This is a genomic window from Rhizobium sp. KNZ2-6A (assembly GCF_056755475.1).
In genome coordinates, this window is sequence record NZ_JBNDIC010000023.1 from 1 (window position 1) to 17,729 (window position 17,729).

13 protein-coding genes and 1 tRNA gene are annotated in these 17,729 nt (G+C 59.3%); 5 read left to right on the plus strand and 9 right to left on the minus strand.

Annotation, left to right across the window (positions count from 1 at the left end; genetic code table 11):
* Both ACPYOP_RS16965 and rpoZ read right to left on the minus strand, forming a co-directional pair.
* Positions 1 to 2,101: RelA/SpoT family protein (locus ACPYOP_RS16965; protein ID WP_481411532.1), on the minus strand; the 2,101-nt coding region annotated here is incomplete at its 3' end.
* Positions 2,102 to 2,201: 100 nt separating this feature from the next.
* Entirely contained in the window at positions 2,202 to 2,600 is a 399-nt protein-coding gene (gene rpoZ, locus ACPYOP_RS16970) for a DNA-directed RNA polymerase subunit omega (protein ID WP_069616142.1), read from the minus strand.
* A 311-nt stretch (positions 2,601 to 2,911) separates the two neighbouring features.
* Between rpoZ and ACPYOP_RS16975 the strand changes: the two genes are divergently transcribed.
* A complete protein-coding gene (locus ACPYOP_RS16975) occupies positions 2,912 to 3,496 on the plus strand; it encodes a LabA-like NYN domain-containing protein (protein ID WP_120663417.1) in 585 nt (194 codons plus the stop codon).
* Positions 3,497 to 3,670: 174 nt separating this feature from the next.
* Here the strand turns inward: ACPYOP_RS16975 and smpB are convergent, their stop codons facing one another.
* Together smpB and dapA are read right to left on the minus strand one after the other, a co-directional pair.
* Entirely contained in the window at positions 3,671 to 4,150 is a 480-nt protein-coding gene (gene smpB / locus ACPYOP_RS16980) for an SsrA-binding protein SmpB (RefSeq protein WP_481411533.1), read from the minus strand.
* A gap of 137 nt (positions 4,151 to 4,287) precedes the next feature.
* Positions 4,288 to 5,172 (minus strand): 4-hydroxy-tetrahydrodipicolinate synthase, encoded by an 885-nt coding sequence (gene dapA, locus ACPYOP_RS16985; RefSeq protein WP_481411534.1) that lies wholly within the window; start codon positions 5,170 to 5,172, stop codon positions 4,288 to 4,290.
* A gap of 217 nt (positions 5,173 to 5,389) precedes the next feature.
* On the opposite strand from dapA, the gene ACPYOP_RS16990 reads away from it, so the two are divergent.
* Positions 5,390 to 7,441 carry a lytic transglycosylase domain-containing protein gene (locus ACPYOP_RS16990; protein WP_481411535.1) on the plus strand — a complete coding sequence of 684 codons (2,052 nt, stop codon included), beginning with the start codon at positions 5,390 to 5,392 and terminating at the stop codon, positions 7,439 to 7,441.
* A gap of 75 nt (positions 7,442 to 7,516) precedes the next feature.
* The gene (locus ACPYOP_RS16995) at positions 7,517 to 8,410 is read left to right on the plus strand and encodes an alpha/beta fold hydrolase (protein ID WP_481411536.1); all 894 of its coding nucleotides are present in this window, start codon (positions 7,517 to 7,519) and stop codon (positions 8,408 to 8,410) included.
* A 126-nt stretch (positions 8,411 to 8,536) separates the two neighbouring features.
* Here the strand turns inward: ACPYOP_RS16995 and ACPYOP_RS17000 are convergent, their stop codons facing one another.
* The 5 genes from ACPYOP_RS17000 to ACPYOP_RS17020 all read right to left on the minus strand — a co-directional run bounded on the left by ACPYOP_RS17000 (position 8,537) and on the right by ACPYOP_RS17020 (position 14,493).
* Entirely contained in the window at positions 8,537 to 9,604 is a 1,068-nt protein-coding gene (locus tag ACPYOP_RS17000) for a porin (RefSeq protein ID WP_481411537.1), read from the minus strand.
* Positions 9,605 to 10,052: 448 nt separating this feature from the next.
* On the minus strand, positions 10,053 to 11,114 hold the full coding sequence (locus ACPYOP_RS17005; RefSeq protein ID WP_481411538.1) for a porin: 1,062 nt from the start codon (positions 11,112 to 11,114) through the stop codon (positions 10,053 to 10,055).
* A gap of 681 nt (positions 11,115 to 11,795) precedes the next feature.
* Positions 11,796 to 11,885: transfer RNA gene (locus tag ACPYOP_RS17010), tRNA-Ser, on the minus strand.
* Positions 11,886 to 12,015: 130 nt separating this feature from the next.
* Positions 12,016 to 13,233 carry an NAD(P)/FAD-dependent oxidoreductase gene (locus ACPYOP_RS17015; protein ID WP_481411539.1) on the minus strand — a complete coding sequence of 406 codons (1,218 nt, stop codon included), beginning with the start codon at positions 13,231 to 13,233 and terminating at the stop codon, positions 12,016 to 12,018.
* Positions 13,234 to 13,374: 141 nt separating this feature from the next.
* Entirely contained in the window at positions 13,375 to 14,493 is a 1,119-nt protein-coding gene (locus ACPYOP_RS17020; protein WP_481411540.1) for a Gfo/Idh/MocA family protein, read from the minus strand.
* Positions 14,494 to 14,725: 232 nt separating this feature from the next.
* Here ACPYOP_RS17020 and ACPYOP_RS17025 point away from each other — a divergent pair, with 232 nt between their 5' ends.
* Together ACPYOP_RS17025 and ACPYOP_RS17030 are read left to right on the plus strand one after the other, a co-directional pair.
* Positions 14,726 to 15,595: a MurR/RpiR family transcriptional regulator gene (locus ACPYOP_RS17025; protein ID WP_481411541.1), complete on the plus strand. Its 870-nt coding sequence runs from the start codon at positions 14,726 to 14,728 to the stop codon at positions 15,593 to 15,595.
* A 178-nt stretch (positions 15,596 to 15,773) separates the two neighbouring features.
* Complete coding sequence (locus ACPYOP_RS17030) at positions 15,774 to 17,708, plus strand: bifunctional 5-dehydro-2-deoxygluconokinase/5-dehydro-2-deoxyphosphogluconate aldolase (protein ID WP_481411542.1); 1,935 nt, start codon at positions 15,774 to 15,776, stop codon at positions 17,706 to 17,708.
* The last annotated feature ends 21 nt before the right edge of the window (positions 17,709 to 17,729 follow it).

The window sequence follows — 17,729 nt, forward strand, 5'->3', positions numbered from 1 at the left end:
CGGTGTTGAGCAAGCGAATATTGACATCGACATCGGCGACGGTCTGCGCCACCTTGGCCAAGGTGCCCGGCTCGTTCAGCGCGTTGATCATGATACGCGCCGCAAAGCGGGATTTGTTGGCCTCGTCGAGATCCCAGCGCACATCGATCCAGCGCTCCGGCTCATCATCGAACCGCTGCAGGACCGGCGACTGGATCGGATATATGGTGATACCCTTGCCCTTTTCCATGATGCCGACGATGCGATCACCGGGAACCGCGCCGGTCGGGGCGAAATGCACCTCGACATTGGCTGCCAGGCCGCGAATCGGCGGTGCGTCGGCCTCGGTGCCGTCAGCCAGATCGGTCTTGGTCTTGCCGGGGATCTTGAAGATCATGCCGGCCGCGCTGCGGACGTTGAACCAGCCTTCGTCGCCGGCGGGCTTCACGGTCACGCGCTCATCCTGATGATCGGGATAGACGGCGCGAAGCACGTCGAGCGACGACATCTCCCCTCGCCCGACGGCAGCGATGGCGTCCTCTACGTCCTTCTGGCCGAGGCGATGCAGCGCCGGCTTCAGTGCATCGCGCGAGAAGACCTTGCCGGCGCGCTCGAAGGTGCGCTCCAGAATACGGTGGCCAAGGCCGGCATATTGCTTGCGGATGGCAAGCCGCGTCGCGCGGCGAATAGCGGCGCGCGCCTTGCCCGTGACGACGATCTCTTCCCAGGCGGCCGGCGGCACCTGCACGCCGGATCGGATGATCTCGACTTCATCACCGTTGTTCAGCCGCGTCACCAGCGGCATGATGCGGCCGTTGATCTTGGCGCCGACGGTCGTGTCGCCGATGTTCGTGTGAACCGCATAGGCGAAATCGATCGGTGTCGCGCCCCGCGGCAGGGCGATCAGCTTGCCCTTAGGCGTAAAGCAGAAGACCTGATCCTGGAACAGCTCGAGCTTCGTATGCTCGAGGAATTCTTCAGGGCTGTCACCTTCCGCCAGTGCTTCGATGGTATGGCGCAGCCAGGAATAAGCATTGCTTTCGCGTGACAGCAGCTCACCATCCGCACCATTGCCATTGCTATTCGTACCGTCCTTGTAGAGTGTATGGGCAGCGATGCCGAATTCGGCGATCTCATGCATGCGCTTCGTGCGGATCTGCAGCTCGATGCGCTGGCTGGAGGGGCCGACGATCGTCGTATGCAGCGAGCGGTAATCGTTCTGCTTCGGCGTCGAGATATAGTCCTTGAACCGCCCGGGAACGACGCGCCAGCGGGTGTGCACAATGCCGAGCGCCCGGTAGCAGGACGGAATATCGTCGACGAGAAGACGGAAGCCGTAGATATCGGAAAGCTGCTCGAAGGAGAGCGACTTCGACTGCATCTTGCGGAAGACCGAATAAGGCTTCTTCAGCCGGCCCTTGACCATGGCATTGGCAAGGCCGTTGGCAACAAGCAGATCGCGCAGTTCGGTCTCGATCTTCTTGACCAGGCCTTCATTGCGCCGCGAAAGCTCCTCAAGGCGCTTGGTGACGGTCTCGTTCGCCTCCGGGTTAATGTGGCGGAAGGAGAGCTCTTCCAGCTCCTCGCGCATGTCCTGCATGCCCATGCGGCCGGCGAGCGGCGCATAGATTTCCATCGTCTCCTCGGAAATACGGGCGCGCTTTTCCGGCGACATGTGATCGAGCGTGCGCATGTTGTGCAGGCGGTCGGCAAGCTTGACCAAAAGCACGCGCACGTCGTCTGAAATGGCGAGCAGCAGCTTGCGCAGGTTTTCCGCCTGCTTCGCCTTCTTGGTGACGAGATCGAGCTTCTTGATCTTCGTCAGCCCCTCGACCAGGCGGCCGATATCTTCGCCGAACAGTTCATCGATCTCGGCCCGGGTCGCCGTCGTGTCCTCGATCGTGTCGTGGAGAAGGGCGACCGCAATGGTCGATTCATCCAAACGCATATCGGTCAGGATGGCGGCAACTTCGAGAGGATGGGAAATATAGGGATCGCCGCTGGCACGTTTCTGCTGGCCATGCTTCTGCATCGCATAAACATAGGCCTTGTTGAGAAGAGCTTCGTTAGCATCGGGCTTGTATTTCTGCACGCGCTCGACAAGCTCGTATTGCCGCATCATTCCAAAGCTACTCCAGCCAAAACAAAAGCGCGCCAGTCATGTGACCGGCGCACGCATTTCCGCATCATATCGCTCCTGCCCGGAGCATCAAGGTCGACGATCAGTAATCGTCGCTTTTTTCCGGAGGAACCAGGCCTTCGATACCGGCCAGCAGTTCTTCTTCCGACATCTGGTCGAAAGTAACGGTCTCCGGCAGATCTTCTTCCTCGTCGCTGGAGGCAGATGCGCCGGCTGCGAGCAGGCTTGCCGGATCGGGCTCGGGCTCGTCCACTTCCACATGCTTCTGCAGCGAATGGATCAGGTCTTCCTTAAGATCGTCCGGCGACAGCGTCTCATCGGCGATTTCGCGCAATGCAACAACCGGATTCTTGTCGTTGTCGCGGTCGATCGTGATCGAGGAGCCCTGCGAAATCAGGCGAGCGCGATGGCTGGCGAGCAGCACGAGCTCGAACCGGTTCTCTACTTTATCAATGCAATCTTCTACTGTGACACGGGCCATTGCCTGTCCTTTGCGGTCGTGATGTCGTCATCATGTCTCGGAGTAGCACGCCGATACAAGCAAACGATGGCAAATTCAAGTTTTTCCTGTTTGAGCGCCTTTGCACCCCCTGGGAAAGTGCTAAAATTACCCTAGACAAAGGCTGATTTCTACCTGCGATTGCTTGGAATATCACATTTCGTGCCCTACATCTCGGTTATATGAATAATTCATAAAGTACTACGAATTATTCTGCAACGCCTTGCAACGGATTGTTTTAGCTGAACTTTGAACGAGATCATTACGTTTTTATAACAGTGGATATCTAAGTGATGTTTGACCCACGCGAAAAAATTGCACTCTTTATAGATGGCGCCAATCTCTACGCCGCATCCAAGAGCCTCGGTTTCGATATTGACTATCGCAAGCTCCTGAAAGCTTTTCAGAAACGCGGATATCTCCTGCGCGCCTATTATTACACCGCTCTTATCGAGGATCAGGAATACTCCTCGATCCGCCCGCTGATCGATTGGCTCGATTATAACGGCTACAAGGTCGTCACCAAGCCGGCCAAGGAATTCACGGACTCCATGGGACGCCGCAAAATCAAGGGCAACATGGACATCGAGCTGGCGATCGACGCCATGGAGCAATCCGAAACCGTCGATCATCTGGTGATCTTCTCCGGAGATGGTGACTTCACGAACCTCGTGGAAGCCCTGCAGCGCCGTGGCCGCAAGGTGTCGGTCATCTCGACCATGGCAACCCAGCCGCCGATGATCGCCGACGACCTGCGCCGCCAGGCCGACCATTTCATCGATCTCGTATCGCTGAAAGCGGAGATCGGCCGCGAGGCTTCGGAGCGTCCGCAACGTCCCGTCGAACCGGCGCCCGCCGCGACGGATGCCGAAGAGTAGTTGGGACTGCGTCAGATAGGTTCGATGTTTATCGAAGGGTAGTTGCGCGCGCCGGAAGCGTTTCGTGTATGCTGCGGCAGCCGGCCCTTCGCTAGGGCTCAGGGCGTTCGTCGCTGCAATCGATTCACTGGATCGATTGCTCGGGCTTTGCCCGACCGCTCCTCACCTTCACTCTCACCCGTTGTCCTTGAGCAGGCGGCTCTTCTGCCTGTTCCAATCGCGCTCCTTCTCGGACTCGCGCTTGTCATGCAGCTTCTTGCCCTTGGCGAGAGCCAGTTCCAGCTTGGCGCGGCCTCGGTCGTTGAAATAGATCTTCAACGGCACCAGCGTCATGCCCTCGCGATTGATGGCGGAGCGCAGCCGGCCGATTTCGCGGTTCGAAAGCAGGAGCTTGCGGCGGCGGCGCGGCTCGTGATTGAAGCGGTTCGCCTGCAGATACTCCGGCAGATAGGAATTGATCAGCCAGATCTCGTTACCTTCATCCGAAGCATAGGATTCGGCAATGTTGGCCTTTCCTTCGCGCAGCGATTTGACCTCCGTGCCCATCAGCACGAGCCCTGCCTCGTAGGTATCGATGATCTCGTAGTTGAAGCGTGCCTTGCGGTTTTCCGCGACGACCTTGTTCACTACACGTTGGCTGCCTTTGGGGGCCATGATTCTTCTTCTTTTCTTGCATCATTCCGGCAGCAGCCTTCGGCGCGCCAAGTTCCTGACCCCCTAAATAAGCGAGACCGCCCTCCTTGTGAAGAGAGCGGTCCGGCAGAGTTTCGGCAGGACGTTCGCAAGCCGTCTCAATTCAGGAGGCCGGCATGGCGCATGGCGGCATCGATCGCCGCTTCCGTGCCCGGCTCAAGCGTCGGCAACAGCGGCGAGCGTACGTTGCGGCTCATGCGGCCAAGGCGGGAAAGGCCGTATTTGGCACCGCAGAGACCGGGCTCCAGGAAAATCGCCTTGTGCAGCGGCATCAGGCGATCCTGATAGTCCAGAGCCTTGGCGTAGTCACCGGCAAGGGTGGCTTCCTGGAATTCGGCGCACAGGCGCGGCGCGACATTGGCGGTCACGGAAATGCAGCCGACGCCGCCATGCGCATTGAAGCCGAGCGCCGTGGCATCTTCGCCGGAAAGCTGGCGGAAATCGCGACCACAGCTGATGCGCTGTTCGGAGACGCGCTCGATCTTGCCCGTCGCATCTTTCACGCCGACGATATTGGCATAGGTCTTCGCAAGCGCACCCATCGTCTCCGGCGTCATGTCGACGACCGAACGGCCCGGGATGTTATAGATATAGATCGGCAGCTTCACCGCCTCGGCAATGGCGGCGAAATGCGCGTAAAGCCCCTTCTGCGTCGGCTTGTTGTAATAGGGCGTGACGACCAGAACCGCATTGGCGCCGACCTTTTCGGCGTGCTGCGCAAGCTCGATCGCTTCGCGGGTATTGTTCGAACCCGCTCCCGCCATGACCGGAACACGCTTGTTGGCGACTTCGATGCAGAGCTCGACGACGCGCTTATGCTCATCATGCGACAAGGTCGGCGATTCCCCGGTGGTGCCAACAGGCACCAAACCCTTGCTACCCTCTTTTATCTGCCAGTCGACATGCGAGGCGAAGGATGCCTCATCCACCTTGCCGGCGTCAGTAAAGGGCGTAACGAGTGCGGGAATGGATCCCTGGAACATGCAAGTCTCCTAGCGGCGCGGCATTCATGCTTCGGCCGCAATCCATGGTTATGAATCCGCGCACCATAAAGCGCCGGCTTGACGGCGACAAGCACGCTTTGGATGGTAGAGGGCAGCTTCCGATATCATAATTGATTGAAATTCGGACCACCGGTAAGGTTTCGTTAATATAGCGTTTGGCAAATGGAATGGGACCGTTTGTTTTGTGAGTAGCCGGATGAAGAGACCAGTCATGATCTGGACCGCTGTGGGCTTGGCGGCGGCCTGGGGCGCTGTTGCCTCGCAGCTTCCCGGCCAGCAGACATCGACACGCGCCAGCGCCGATCTCGCCATGGCGACAGATCCCATCAGCACGGCCGCGATCCCGCGCAGCAGCGCCATCGCGCCTGTCAGCGGAGACCTGAAGGCCGGCCTGGACGCACTTTCCAACAAGAACCCAATGCAGGCGCTCGCCATTCGCAACAGCATGGATGAAGGCACGCTTGATCGCCATATCCTGACCTGGGCGATTGCCACTTCGGGCCAGCCGGGTATTCCCTCGGGCGAGATTGCCACCGCCGCCCGCGAGCTCGTGGGATGGCCCGGTCTCGGCAGCCTGCGCGCCAATTCCGAACGCGCGCTCTACAATGAAAACCCGGCAACGGATCAAGTTCTCGCCGCCTTCGGCAATACGCAGCCGGAAACAGTGGAAGGCGCCATCATCCTCTCACGCGCGCTCATGGCGCGCGGCTCATCCGCTCAAGCCGGCAAGCTGATCCGCAAGATCTGGCGCGACGAGCCGCTCGACAAGCCACTCGAGGACAAGATCCTCGCGGAATTCCCGAGCCTGCTGTCGCCTGCCGATCACAAGGCGCGCATGGACTATCTGCTCTACCGCGACCGGACTGCGCAGGCCAAACGTTTCGGCGATCTCGGCAAGGCGCAATCGCTCTACAAAGCCTGGACCGCCGTCAATGATCGCTCGCCGAAGGCGGACGCGCTGATCGCAGCCGTCGACGCGCAATGGCGCAAGGACCCAACCTATCTCTTCATGCGCATCGAAAACCTGCGCCGCCAGAACAAATATGACGATGCCGCCAATCTGCTTGCGCAAATGCCGCGCGACCGCAGCGTGCTTGTCAGCCCCGGCCAATGGTGGAACGAGCAGCGCATCGTCAGCCGCGGCCTGGTGGACCAGGGTGAATTCAAGGCGGCCTATCGCGTTGTCGATGCCAGTGTCGCCGAGAGCCCACAAGATGTCGGCGAGGCCGAATTCCATGCCGGCTGGTACGCTCTGCGCGGCCTGCAGGACGGTGCGAACGCTGCCACTCATTTCCGCAAGATCCTGCAGGTCTCCAATGGGCCGATCTCGCAATCGCGCGGCTGGTACTGGCTCGGCCGTGCGGCCGAAGCGGGCGGCCCGGGCAAATCAGCCGATTTCTATACGAAGGCCGCCTCCTATCCGAGCACGTTCTATGGACAGCTCGCCGCCGAAAAGCTCGGCCGCCGCACGCTGAATGTCAGCTATCCCTCGCCCTCGGCTGCCGACCGCCAACGCTTCCAGGAGCGCGAAGCGGTGCAGGCGATCTCACGGCTCGAGGCGGCAGGACATGGCTGGCGCGGAGAAGCGCTCTATCGTGCGTTGGCAAAGCAGCTGGAGAACCCCGGCGAAATCGCCCTGCTGGCCGCTCGAGCCGAGCGTTCCGGCAACCACCAGCTTTCGTTGCAGATCGGCAAGATTGCTTATGGGCGTGGCGTCGATGTGGCAGCCCTCGCCTTCCCGATCGGCGTCATTCCGGACAACGCCAATATCTCCGGCTCCGGCAAGGCGCTCGCCTACGCCATTGCCCGTCAGGAAAGCGCCTTCAATCCGGCTGCGGTTTCCTCCGCCAATGCGCGCGGCCTGCTGCAGCTGCTGCCGAAGACGGCGAAAGCCGTTGCCGGCCGGCACGGGATGGCCTACTCCGCCGACAAGCTGACACAGGATGCCGGCTACAACGCCACGCTCGGCGCCCATTATCTCGGCGAACAGATCGACACCTTCGGCGGATCCTACATCCTCACCTTCATCGCCTACAATGCCGGGCCGAACAAGGTGCCGGAATGGATCAGCCGCTATGGCGACCCGCGCGGCAAGTCGCTCGACGATGTGGTCGACTGGATCGAGCGCATCCCCTTCCCCGAGACCCGGAACTATGTCCAGCGGGTGATGGAAAACTACCAGGTCTACAAGGCGCGGCTCGGACAAAAGGCCGACATCGTACAGGATCTGGTCAACGGCCGCGGTTAACTCGGAAGCGCAGTTGTGTGCGTTGCGGAAATGCCGTTACATCCGTCGCGATATCCGAAGCACGAGGAACGATGGATGCGCAGCGATGACGAAAGCGGTTTCCTTGCCAGAACGATACCGGCCGGGGATGGCCTGAAGCTTCATGTGCGGGATTATGCCGGCAACGAAGCGGCGACGCGAAGCCGGACGCCCGTCTTCTGCCTGCCGGGGCTGACACGCAATTCGCGCGATTTTCACCAATTGGCGCTGCTTCTATCGCAGGATTCCTCCGCTCCGCACCGGGTGATCACACTCGACGCTCGCGGACGCGGCCTATCCGAACGGGATCCCGACAAATCCCAATACAATCTCGTCGTCGAAGCGCAGGACGTCCTGACGGTTTGCGCCGCCCTCGATATTCAGCAAGCCATATTCATCGGCACGTCGCGCGGTGGTCTGGTCCTGCATATGCTTGCGGCCGGCCGTCCGGACATTCTGAAAGCGGTCATTCTCAACGATATCGGTCCCGTCCTGGAGAAGATCGGGCTGGCGGATATTCGCGACTATCTCAACCGCGACAAGAAGCCTGCCAATTGGAGCGAGGCAATCGAGATCCTGCGGGAGAACCATGGCAGCGCCTTTACCGCGCTTGACGAAGAGGATTGGCGGGACATGGCGCGGGCGATCTACACCGTTGTCGACGGTAAACCGGCGGCCGATTCCGACCCGGCCATCGCGGCCCAGATGCAGGCACTCAATCTGGAAGCGCCGATTCCCGACCTGTGGACGCAATTCCAGGGATTTCAGGGCATTCCGCTGATGGTGATTCGCGGCGAGAATTCGAAACTGCTGACGCAATCCACCACCGATGAGATGGCAAAACGCCACCCGGGCATCGTCGTTAAGATCGCCGATGGACAAGGACATGCCCCAATCCTGCATTTCGGCGATATTCCAGAGGCGATCCGAAACTTCATCTCAGGGCTTTGAGAACGGAGCCTCAAATCGCGTTCGGTCCCTACTAGAAACAAGAAGGCCCGGTGGGAGACCGGGCCTTCCCTCTTCCGATCGGAGGTCTGACCGGAAGATCTATTAAATTCGATTCGGCGAACCGAATTAGAAGGTGCGCTGGAAGCGGAGGATACCAGCCCAGGTATCCTTGTTGACGGCGTCGTAGTTGACGTAGGTCACTTCCGGCTCGATCAGCAGGTCCTTGACGGGGTTGAACTTGACGTTCGTCGTGGCAGCGAAAGTCTTCGCGTCATCATAGGAAAGCTGCAGGTTCCACTTCAGCTTCTCGTTGATCGGAACGCCAACGCCGCCCCAGACAGCCCAGTCACCCCAGCCGAGTCCAGCACCGCCAGCACCGGCATACTTGTTGAGCTTGTCACCATCGGTGTTCCAGCCGCCCATAACGAAAGCGGTGAGGACGCCAAAGTCGGCATCGACGCGAGCCTTGACGGCGCCTTCTTCAACGATGGAGTCATAGCCACCGACGACGCGGAACTGCCAAGCGCCAGCCTTGTAGCCAACACCTGCGACAACGTCCGGAGCGTAGTGGTCGGAGCTATCTTCGCCGTTAGCACCGGTTGCGCCCGTGCCGGAGTTGGAATCTTCCAGCGAGATGACAGCCGTGAAGCCGTTGCCGGCATCATACTTGTAGGTGATCTGGTTCAGCTCATCGGTACCATTGATACCGTATTCGATCACGTCGTCGTTGATGACGTCGCCGGCATAGCCGAGGAAGGTCGAATACTGCGAATCAGCCTTACCGACGAGGAAACCACCGAGGCTGATGTTAGCCCAGAGGAGCTTCGTCGTGGTCGCATTGCCGTCGTTCCAGTCCCAACGAGCAACAATATTCGTCTTCAGCGGACCGTATTCGGTGTCGGTCGCGGTGTCGAGAGAGAGTTCAGCGCGGGTATGCCAATAGGTACCGCGGGCACCTGCGTCCTGGCCAGCCTTGTAGGCGTTGTACCAGCCACCTTCCGTACGGACGCGACCGCCGATCTTGAGGCAGGTTTCCGTGCCCGGAATGAAGAAGTAGCCAGCACCGTAAGCGTCGCAGATGCGGACGTATTCGAGCGGCTCCGGCTCAGCAGCGACGATGGCGTCAGCCGCGTGAGCACCGGAAACTGCTGCCAGCGCAGCAGCGGAGCCGAGAAGAAGGCTCTTGATGTTCATAGTAACTCCAGTTTCAATATCAATTAGGTATGAGAAATCACGCCGAAAAAATCGACGCGCCATACCCCACCTAGTTTTAAAAGTTGACCCCTGATCTGGGAGAACCAAGACAGTAAGTCTTGCTTCCGATTTGGAACCTACAGATGGTTTTTTTCAGAGCAATATCAGAGATAGACTATCAGCAATTGTGACGGGCGTTTCAAAGTGTGCGTTGCACAAAAATCACGTCGCAAAATTGTCATACTGCCGACGCAACGAAAGTCGAATTCTACTTTCGGGTTAGCTAAAAAACCACCGAATTCAGAGCGTTGTATTTAACGCCGGCTGCATGCCCGTAAAGAATATAGCATTTTGGTTTGCTAATACTTGCAAGCACAGAAAAGCCCGGCCGATGGCCGGGCTTTTCCTTCACCGTAGTGAAAATCGGATAGACCGAGGTCAGATCAGATTAGAAGTTACGCTCGAAGCGGAGGATACCAGCCCACTGGTCCTGATTGATGGAGTCCCAGTTGGTGTAGGAGACTTCCGGCTCGATGAGCAGGTTCTTAACCGGGTTCCACTTGACGTTCGTCGTAGCGGCGAAGATCTTGGAGTCGGTGTAGGCGAGCTGCAGGTTCCACTTCAGCTTTTCGTTGATCGGAACGCCAACGCCGCCCCAAACAGCCCAGTCGCCCCAGCCGATGCCGGAGGCAGAGCCACCGCCGCCAGCGCCGGCATACTTGTTGAGCTTGTCGCCATCGGTGTTCCAGCCGCCCATCAAGAAGGCCGAGAATACACCGAAGTCAGCGTCGACACGAGCCTTGACAGCGCCCTCTTCGACGATCGAGTCATAACCACCAACGAGCTTGAAGCCCCATGCGCCGGCCTTGTAGCCAACACCTGCGACAACGTCAGGAGCGTAGTGGTCGGAGCTGTCTTCGCCGTTAGAACCGGTTGCGCCCGAACCCGAGTTGGAGTCTTCGAGCGAGATCACAGCCGTGAAGCCGTTGCCGGCGTCGTAGTTGTAGGTGATCTGGTTGAGTTCGTACGGGCCGTCATAGACAACGTCGTCGTTGATGACGTCGCCGGCATAACCGGTGAACTGGTTGAACTGCGAGTCCGTCTTACCAACCGTGAAGCCGCCGAGGCTGATGTAAGCCCAGAGCAGGTTTGTGGAGGTGGCGTTGCCGTCGTTCCAGTCCCAACGGATGATGGTTTCAGTCTTCAGCGGACCGTATTCGGTGTCGGTCGCGGTGTTGACGTTCAACTCAGCGCGGGTGTGCCAAATCGTACCGTCGCGTGCGTCCGGGTTGTAGGCGTCGTACCACTTGCCTTCGGTACGAACCTTGCCGCCGATCTTGAGGCAGGTTTCCGTGCCCGGAATGAAGAAGTAACCAGCACCGTATGCGTCGCAGATGCGAACGTATTCGAGCGGCTCCGGCTCAGCAGCGACGATAGCGTCAGCCGCATGAGCACCGGAAACTGCTACGAGTGCAGCAGCGGAGCCGAGAAGAAGGCTCTTGATGTTCATATTGACCTCCAGTCAAAGTTTTATCTCGAGAATGAGAGCTACCCGAAGGTATTCCCTGTCCCATCCTCGTGTTTCAAGAAGTGGACGATCAATCGCCCTCGCTTCCGAGAGTGAAAATACAAGACGTGCTCTGTCACGCAATCGACATCTTCTCCGAAAGGGGGATTTGCGTGAACCTTCCGCAAGTCCTGTTGCCGAAAGGACACAAGTCGGCGACACTGCTGCCACAAAGATTTAGACTTCGTTAAGAAATCCCTTAATCTACCGGTACTTAGGCGGCATATGATTAAAGAGGCCCGGGATATGCAAACGGGCGGCAAAATGGCCAATCCGCGGCGATTTCGGGATCTCCACGACAGCAGGCAACCCATCTGCGTCATTTCAGGCGACGACTTCCGGTGGTGGGGACGAACAAGTCTTGCTTGCAGCCGTCCCAAATCGAAGCAGGCGCTCAAATGATTCTTGTCACTCGATTCGCAGCCGGGCGGTAAGGCACCTACAATACTTCCGAGGGTTCAGCGGCCCAAGGCAGCATATTGGCTGCCGAATCGAGGAAAGCACTGTACCCGACGAGCGAAGCGGCTCCGCATAAACGGGAGCCGTAGACATCACGGTACTCTAAGCCGGCAATAATTCCGTTTGCGGCGCTGACAGCGATCAATTTTTGATATTTTGGGAAAATGGCGGAGAAGATGGGATTCGAACCCACGATACCATTTCTGGTATACTCCCTTAGCAGGGGAGCGCCTTCGACCACTCGGCCACCTCTCCGGTGCGGCCCTGATAGGGCCATTCATTTATCGACGCAAGCGCTTTTTCGCCTTCAGCTGCGTTCTTTTCCGAGATTCGGCAACAGCCGGTTGTCGGCCGGAACGCGGTCCGTTCGACTTGAAAACTCTTATCAGGCCAATAGCTGCTTCAAATCGGCGGCCGGGTCGGCAAGGATCGCCTTGGACGGATTGGTGCCGCTTTCCAGGAGCTTTTTGCCCGTCACATAAGCCTTTGCGTCGTTTATCGCGTCGACGGCGATAAAGCGGCCCTGCTTGAAATACCAAATCGAGGCCGCGCCCTCGCGAGCGCCGGGACGCAGAAGCGTCTCGTCATAGCCCATATTGAAACCGGCAATCTGCAGCTTGACGTCATATTGATCCGACCAGAACCATGGTTTCGGATCATAAGCCTTCTCGCCGCCGCCGATGATTTCGGCCGCAGCCTCCGCCTGGTCGACAGCGTTCTGCACTGATTCGAGGCGGATTCGCCCGCCTTCCCACGGCAGCTCGACGCAATCGCCCATGGCGAAGATATGGGGATCGGAGGTGCGGGCAAACGAATCGACGACGATGCCGTTGCCAACCTCGAGGCCGGCTTCCTTGGCGAGCCTGTCATTGGGCGCAACGCCAATGCCGACGACGACGAAATCGACATCGATGGTAGACCCATCGGACAATTCGGCGGCGGCGACATGATCGTTGCGCCCGATGAGCTGCTTCAGTCCGGTCTTCTCACGAATGACCACATCGTGCTTTTGATGGATGGCCCTGAAAATATCGGCCGTTTCCTTGGCCGCCACACGCTGCAATATACGGTCGCCCATCTCGATGAGGGTTACTTCCAGGCCGCGATGGCGCGCGACGGCGGCTGCCTCAAGCCCGATATAGCCGCCGCCTATGATCAACACCCGGCGTCCCGGGCGCATTTCGCCGGCAAGGAGATCGGCATCGCGCTTGTCACGAGCGAGATAGACGCCCTCCAGCGCACCGCCGACGGATGGCGGCAGGCGACGTGGCGTCGCACCCGTCGCAAGCGCCAGCGTGTCGTAATCCAGTCTCGAGCCGTCCTGCATGACGATCTGCTTTGCGGCGCGATCGATCTGCTCGACCCAGGTCGATACCCGGATCTCGACATTGTTGTCGGAATACCAATGTTCGGGCCGGAACAGCAGGCGATCGAAAGTCATCTCGCCGAGCAAGTACTTCTTGGTCAGCGGCGGCCGTTGGTAGGGAAGGTTTTCTTCCGCGCCAACAATGGTGATCGGCCTCGAATCACCCAGCCCACGCAATTTGGCCGCGAGCGCGAAACCCGCCTGCCCGGCCCCGACTATGACCAATCTGCCCGTCACGATCCGCACTCCATTGTTATTATAGCGATCCTCCGCGCAACGCGGAGGACGCCTATGGACTTCAGGGGTAACGCTTGCATCCGCAAGCGTCAATCATGGCTGACCCTGCGCCCCGGATCGGGAGAAAATTAGGCCGAACGCTCAGCCCTCGATTTCCACCCAGCGCCGTTCGTGGAAGGATTTCGCCATAGCATGCACCGATTTCTCGATGCGCAGGCCATCCTTGAAAGCCACGACCGACGCAGCCTCGCCTGATATGGCACGGATCAGCTCGCGGCATTCGATGATCTTCAGATCGTTGAAGCCGAGTCCATGGCCAGGTGCCGGGATGAAACGGTCATAGGGCTTGTGGGCGGGGGCGGCCATCACCTTGCGGAAGCCCTGCTCGCTGTCCCTGCCCTCGGCCTGGTAGAGTTCGAATTCGTTCATGCGCTCCTGATCATAAGTGATCGAACCCTTGGAGCCGAAGATCTGCAGGGCGATCCGCCCCTTGCGGCCCCAGGCCGAACGATTGGCCATTAGCACGGCGGAAATGCCGCCGCCGAGCCGCATCAGCACATTGGCAAGATCGTGGTTTTCGACGGCGCGGCGGCCGCCATCCTTCAACGGCCGTTCGGCATAGGGCTTCACCATATCGGTGATGACGGCTTCGACATGGCCGAACAGGAACCAGAGCAGTGAGAGCGGGTGCACGGCGAAATCATCGAGAGCGCCATAGCCGGAGGCAAGCTCGCTCTTCCAGTAGAAGAGGCCGTTCGGATCGGCCATGAAGTCCTCGTCCATCTCGACGCGGACATGGCTGACCGCGCCGATCGCGCCTTCGGTGATCAGCGCCTTGATGTGCCGCATCACCGGGTTCTGGATATAATTGTAGCCGAGAATGGCGACCTTGCCGGAGGCCTTAGCGGCAGCCAGCATGCGCTGGGCATCGCCATAGGCCGGCGCCATCGGCTTTTCGCACCAGACGTGCTTGCCGGCTTCAAGCGCTGCGATCGCCATTTCCGGATGGAACTGGTTGGGGGTCGTGACGGAGACGACGTCGACGTCCGGGTCGGCGATGAGGTCGCGCCAGTCGGCCGTTGCCTTTTCGAAGCCGAATTCGTCGCCACGCGCCTTTGCCAGCTCGGCATTGGCTTCGGCCAGATGCACCAGGCGCGGCCGCGCAACATCGCCGAATACGGTCTTGACCGCATTCCATGCCAGCGCATGGCATTTGCCCATATAACCGGTGCCGATCAATCCAACGCCCAACGGCTTCATTTGGTCTTCCTCCTCAAACTGCTCCCGAAGTTGAGGGATTTTTGGAATATTTGGACCGTTTTGACAAGCGCACTCGTCGGCCAGAAACTCTCCCAAGGGTGTGAAATTCATATTTATCTATTTTAAAGCAGATGCTTAAAATATTTCGTGCCGAGCAAATCAAAATCCAGTATCGTTGCGAATATGGAATATTTGTTTCATTGAGCGTGTTGGGGAAGCTTAAGGACGGCGCATGGACAATAATATCGAGACGCAGAGGGTTCCGCGCGACTTCGAAAGCCTGCGCAGCATCATCATAGAGCGCAAGAATGCCATGCCGAAGCGTCTCGCGCAGGTCGCCGCCTTCGCGCTTGGCAATCCCGACGAAATCGCCTTCGGCACGACGGCCAGCATTGCGGCGGCAGCGGAGGTTCAACCGTCCACGCTGGTGCGTCTTGCCCATCATCTCGGTTATGAGGGCTTCTCCGACCTGCAGAGCATCTTCCGCGAGAGGCTGCGCGATCGCACGCTGAGCTATGAAGAACGGCTGGTGACGCTGGAACGCTCCGGCATTCAGGACGAGGAGGCCGGCATTCTCTCCGGCTTTCTGTCCGCAGCAAGCCAATCCATCAACAAGCTCGCCGCAACCATCGAGACGGACCGTTTCGCCAAGGCGGTGGACGTCCTTGCCGCGGCCGAGACGATCTATCTCATCGCCAAGCGCCGCTCCTATCCGCTGACGGCACATATGACCTACGCCTTTTCCAAGCTGAACATACGCCACCAGATCGTTGCCTCGCCCAACGGTATCGACGGCGAGATTGCCCGCTTCGCCACGGAAAAGGACGCAGCGATCGCCGCGAGCTTTTCGCCATACGCCGCCGACAGTCTGGCGCAGGCACAGGATCTCGCCTCGCGCAATGTGCCCGTCATCGCCATCACCGATTCGGCCTTTTCCCCGCTCGCCGCCTGTGCGACCCATTGGTTCGAAGTGGCCGAGGCCGATTTTGCCGGATTCCGCTCGCTATCGGCATCGATGGCGCTGATCATGGCATTTCCGGTTGCCATTGCCGAACGCCGGCGAAAAGGCACAATAAATGCAGATAAAATGAAAATGGAATAAATATTCCGAATTGACAAAATCTCGGAACCAATGTTTCACTACGGCCAGGATCACGGCCACGAGAGATGGCCGCCCGATCCATCGCAACCGGGACGAAACCAACACCGGCACTTTCAATAACGCATGATCTCGGCGCTGGCTAAAAAGCGAAAGATTCATGCCTCGACGGGAGGACATCATGGCACACGACAATCCTGGCGCTCAGCCGGAAGCAAAACTCGATGTGATCACCATCGGCCGTTCCTCTGTCGACCTTTACGGCCAGCAGATCGGCTCGCGCCTTGAGGACATCGCCTCCTTCGCCAAATCGGTCGGCGGCTGCCCGGCCAATATTGCCATAGGCACCGCCCGGCTCGGCCTCAAATCCGGCCTCATCACCCGCGTCGGCGACGAGCAGATGGGCCGCTTCATCCGCGAACAGGCAGCGCGCGAGGGTGTCGCCGTAGACGGCATTGCGACGGACAGGGAGCGGTTGACGGCGCTGGTGCTGCTGGCGGTCGAGGCGGAAGGCGTCTCGCCGATGATCTTCTATCGCTCCGACTGCGCCGACATGGCGCTCGACGAAGACGACATCGACGAAAACTTCATCAAATCCTCCAAGGCGGTCCTTGTTTCCGGCACGCATTTTTCCAAGCCGAACACCGAGGCGGCGCAGCGCAAGGCGATCCGCATCGCCAAAGCCGCCGGCCGCAAGGTGATTTTCGATATCGACTACCGGCCGAACCTCTGGGGCCTTGCCGGCCATGCCGAGGGCTTCGAGCGCTATGTGAAATCGGATCGCGTTTCCTCGAAGATGAGGGAGACGCTGCCGGATTGCGATCTCATCATCGGCACGGAAGAGGAGATCATGATCGGCTCGGGCGTCGACAACGTGCTCGGCGCGCTCAAGGAAATCCGCCACCTTTCTCCGGCGACCATCGTGCTCAAGCGTGGCGCCATGGGTTGCATCGTCTATGACGGCCCAATCGCCGACGATCTCGAAGCTGGCATCGTCGGTCAGGGTTTCCCGATCGAGGTGTTCAATGTTCTCGGCGCGGGCGATGCCTTCATGTCCGGTTTCCTGCGCGGCTATCTGCGCGACGAGCCACTCGCGACCTGCGCCACCTGGGCGAATGCCTGCGGCGCCTTTGCCGTTTCCCGCCTGCTCTGCTCGCCGGAATATCCGACCTGGACGGAGCTCGATTTCTTCCTGAAGACGGGCAGCAAGCACCGGGCGCTGCGCAAGGACGAAGCGATCAATCACATTCATTGGGCGACGAACCGGCGGGGCGATATCCCGCTGCTGATGGCGCTTGCGATCGATCACCGCTCGCAGCTCGTCAGCGTCTGCGATGAGCTGGGTATCGGTCATGACAAGATCGTCGCCTTCAAGCGGCTTGCCGTCGAGGCGGCGGCGCGGGTAGCCGACGGCCGGCCCGGCTATGGCATGCTGATCGACGAACGCTTCGGGCGCGACGCCTTCTTCGATGCCGCCACCAAGGATTTTTCCTGGATCGGGCGCCCCGTCGAGCTGCCGGGCTCGAAGCCGCTGAAATTCGAGTTCAGCCAGGATATCGGCTCGCAGCTCGTCGAATGGCCGCTCAATCACTGCATCAAATGCCTGTGCTTCTATCACCCCGACGATCCGAAGGAATTGAAAGCGGAGCAGCAGGAGAAGCTGCGCACGCTGTTCGAAGCCGCGCGCAAGGTCGGCCGCGAGCTGCTGATCGAAATCATCGCCGGCAAGAATGGTCCGCTAACCGACGATACGATCCCGACGGCGATGGAAGAGCTCTACGCGCTCGGCATCAAGCCGGACTGGTGGAAGCTGGAACCGCAGGAATCGACCGCTGCCTGGAAAAAAATCGATGCCGTGATCGCCAAAAATGATCCATGGTGCCGTGGTATCGTACTGCTTGGCCTGGAGGCGCCGGCGGAGGAACTGATCCGAAGCTTCGAGGCAACGCTCGCCGCGCCCTCGGTCAAGGGTTTCGCCGTCGGGCGGACCATCTTCTCCGATGCGGCTCGCGCGTGGCTCTCGGGCGGCATCAACGACGAGGAAGCGATTGCCGACATGGCCGGCCGTTTCCAGCAACTGACCCAGGCATGGTTGAAAACCCGCGGCCTGCAATAGTTTAGAAGCATTTGGGAGGCG

Bases quoted from the DNA above. Each gene is read 5' to 3' on its own strand.
- ACPYOP_RS16975 (WP_120663417.1), top strand. From the start codon at position 2,912: ATGTTTGACCCACGCGAAAAAATTGCACTCTTTATAGATGGCGCCAAT.
- ACPYOP_RS17025 (WP_481411541.1), top strand. From the start codon at position 14,726: ATGGACAATAATATCGAGACGCAGAGGGTTCCGCGCGACTTCGAAAGC.
- ACPYOP_RS17000 (WP_481411537.1), bottom strand. From the start codon at position 9,604: ATGAACATCAAGAGCCTTCTTCTCGGCTCCGCTGCTGCGCTGGCAGCA.
- dapA (WP_481411534.1), bottom strand. From the start codon at position 5,172: ATGTTCCAGGGATCCATTCCCGCACTCGTTACGCCCTTTACTGACGCC.
- ACPYOP_RS16990 (WP_481411535.1), top strand. From the start codon at position 5,390: ATGAAGAGACCAGTCATGATCTGGACCGCTGTGGGCTTGGCGGCGGCC.
- smpB (WP_481411533.1), bottom strand. From the start codon at position 4,150: ATGGCCCCCAAAGGCAGCCAACGTGTAGTGAACAAGGTCGTCGCGGAA.
- ACPYOP_RS17030 (WP_481411542.1), top strand. From the start codon at position 15,774: ATGGCACACGACAATCCTGGCGCTCAGCCGGAAGCAAAACTCGATGTG.
- ACPYOP_RS16995 (WP_481411536.1), top strand. From the start codon at position 7,517: ATGCGCAGCGATGACGAAAGCGGTTTCCTTGCCAGAACGATACCGGCC.
- ACPYOP_RS17005 (WP_481411538.1), bottom strand. From the start codon at position 11,114: ATGAACATCAAGAGCCTTCTTCTCGGCTCCGCTGCTGCACTCGTAGCA.
- ACPYOP_RS17020 (WP_481411540.1), bottom strand. From the start codon at position 14,493: ATGAAGCCGTTGGGCGTTGGATTGATCGGCACCGGTTATATGGGCAAA.
- rpoZ (WP_069616142.1), bottom strand. From the start codon at position 2,600: ATGGCCCGTGTCACAGTAGAAGATTGCATTGATAAAGTAGAGAACCGG.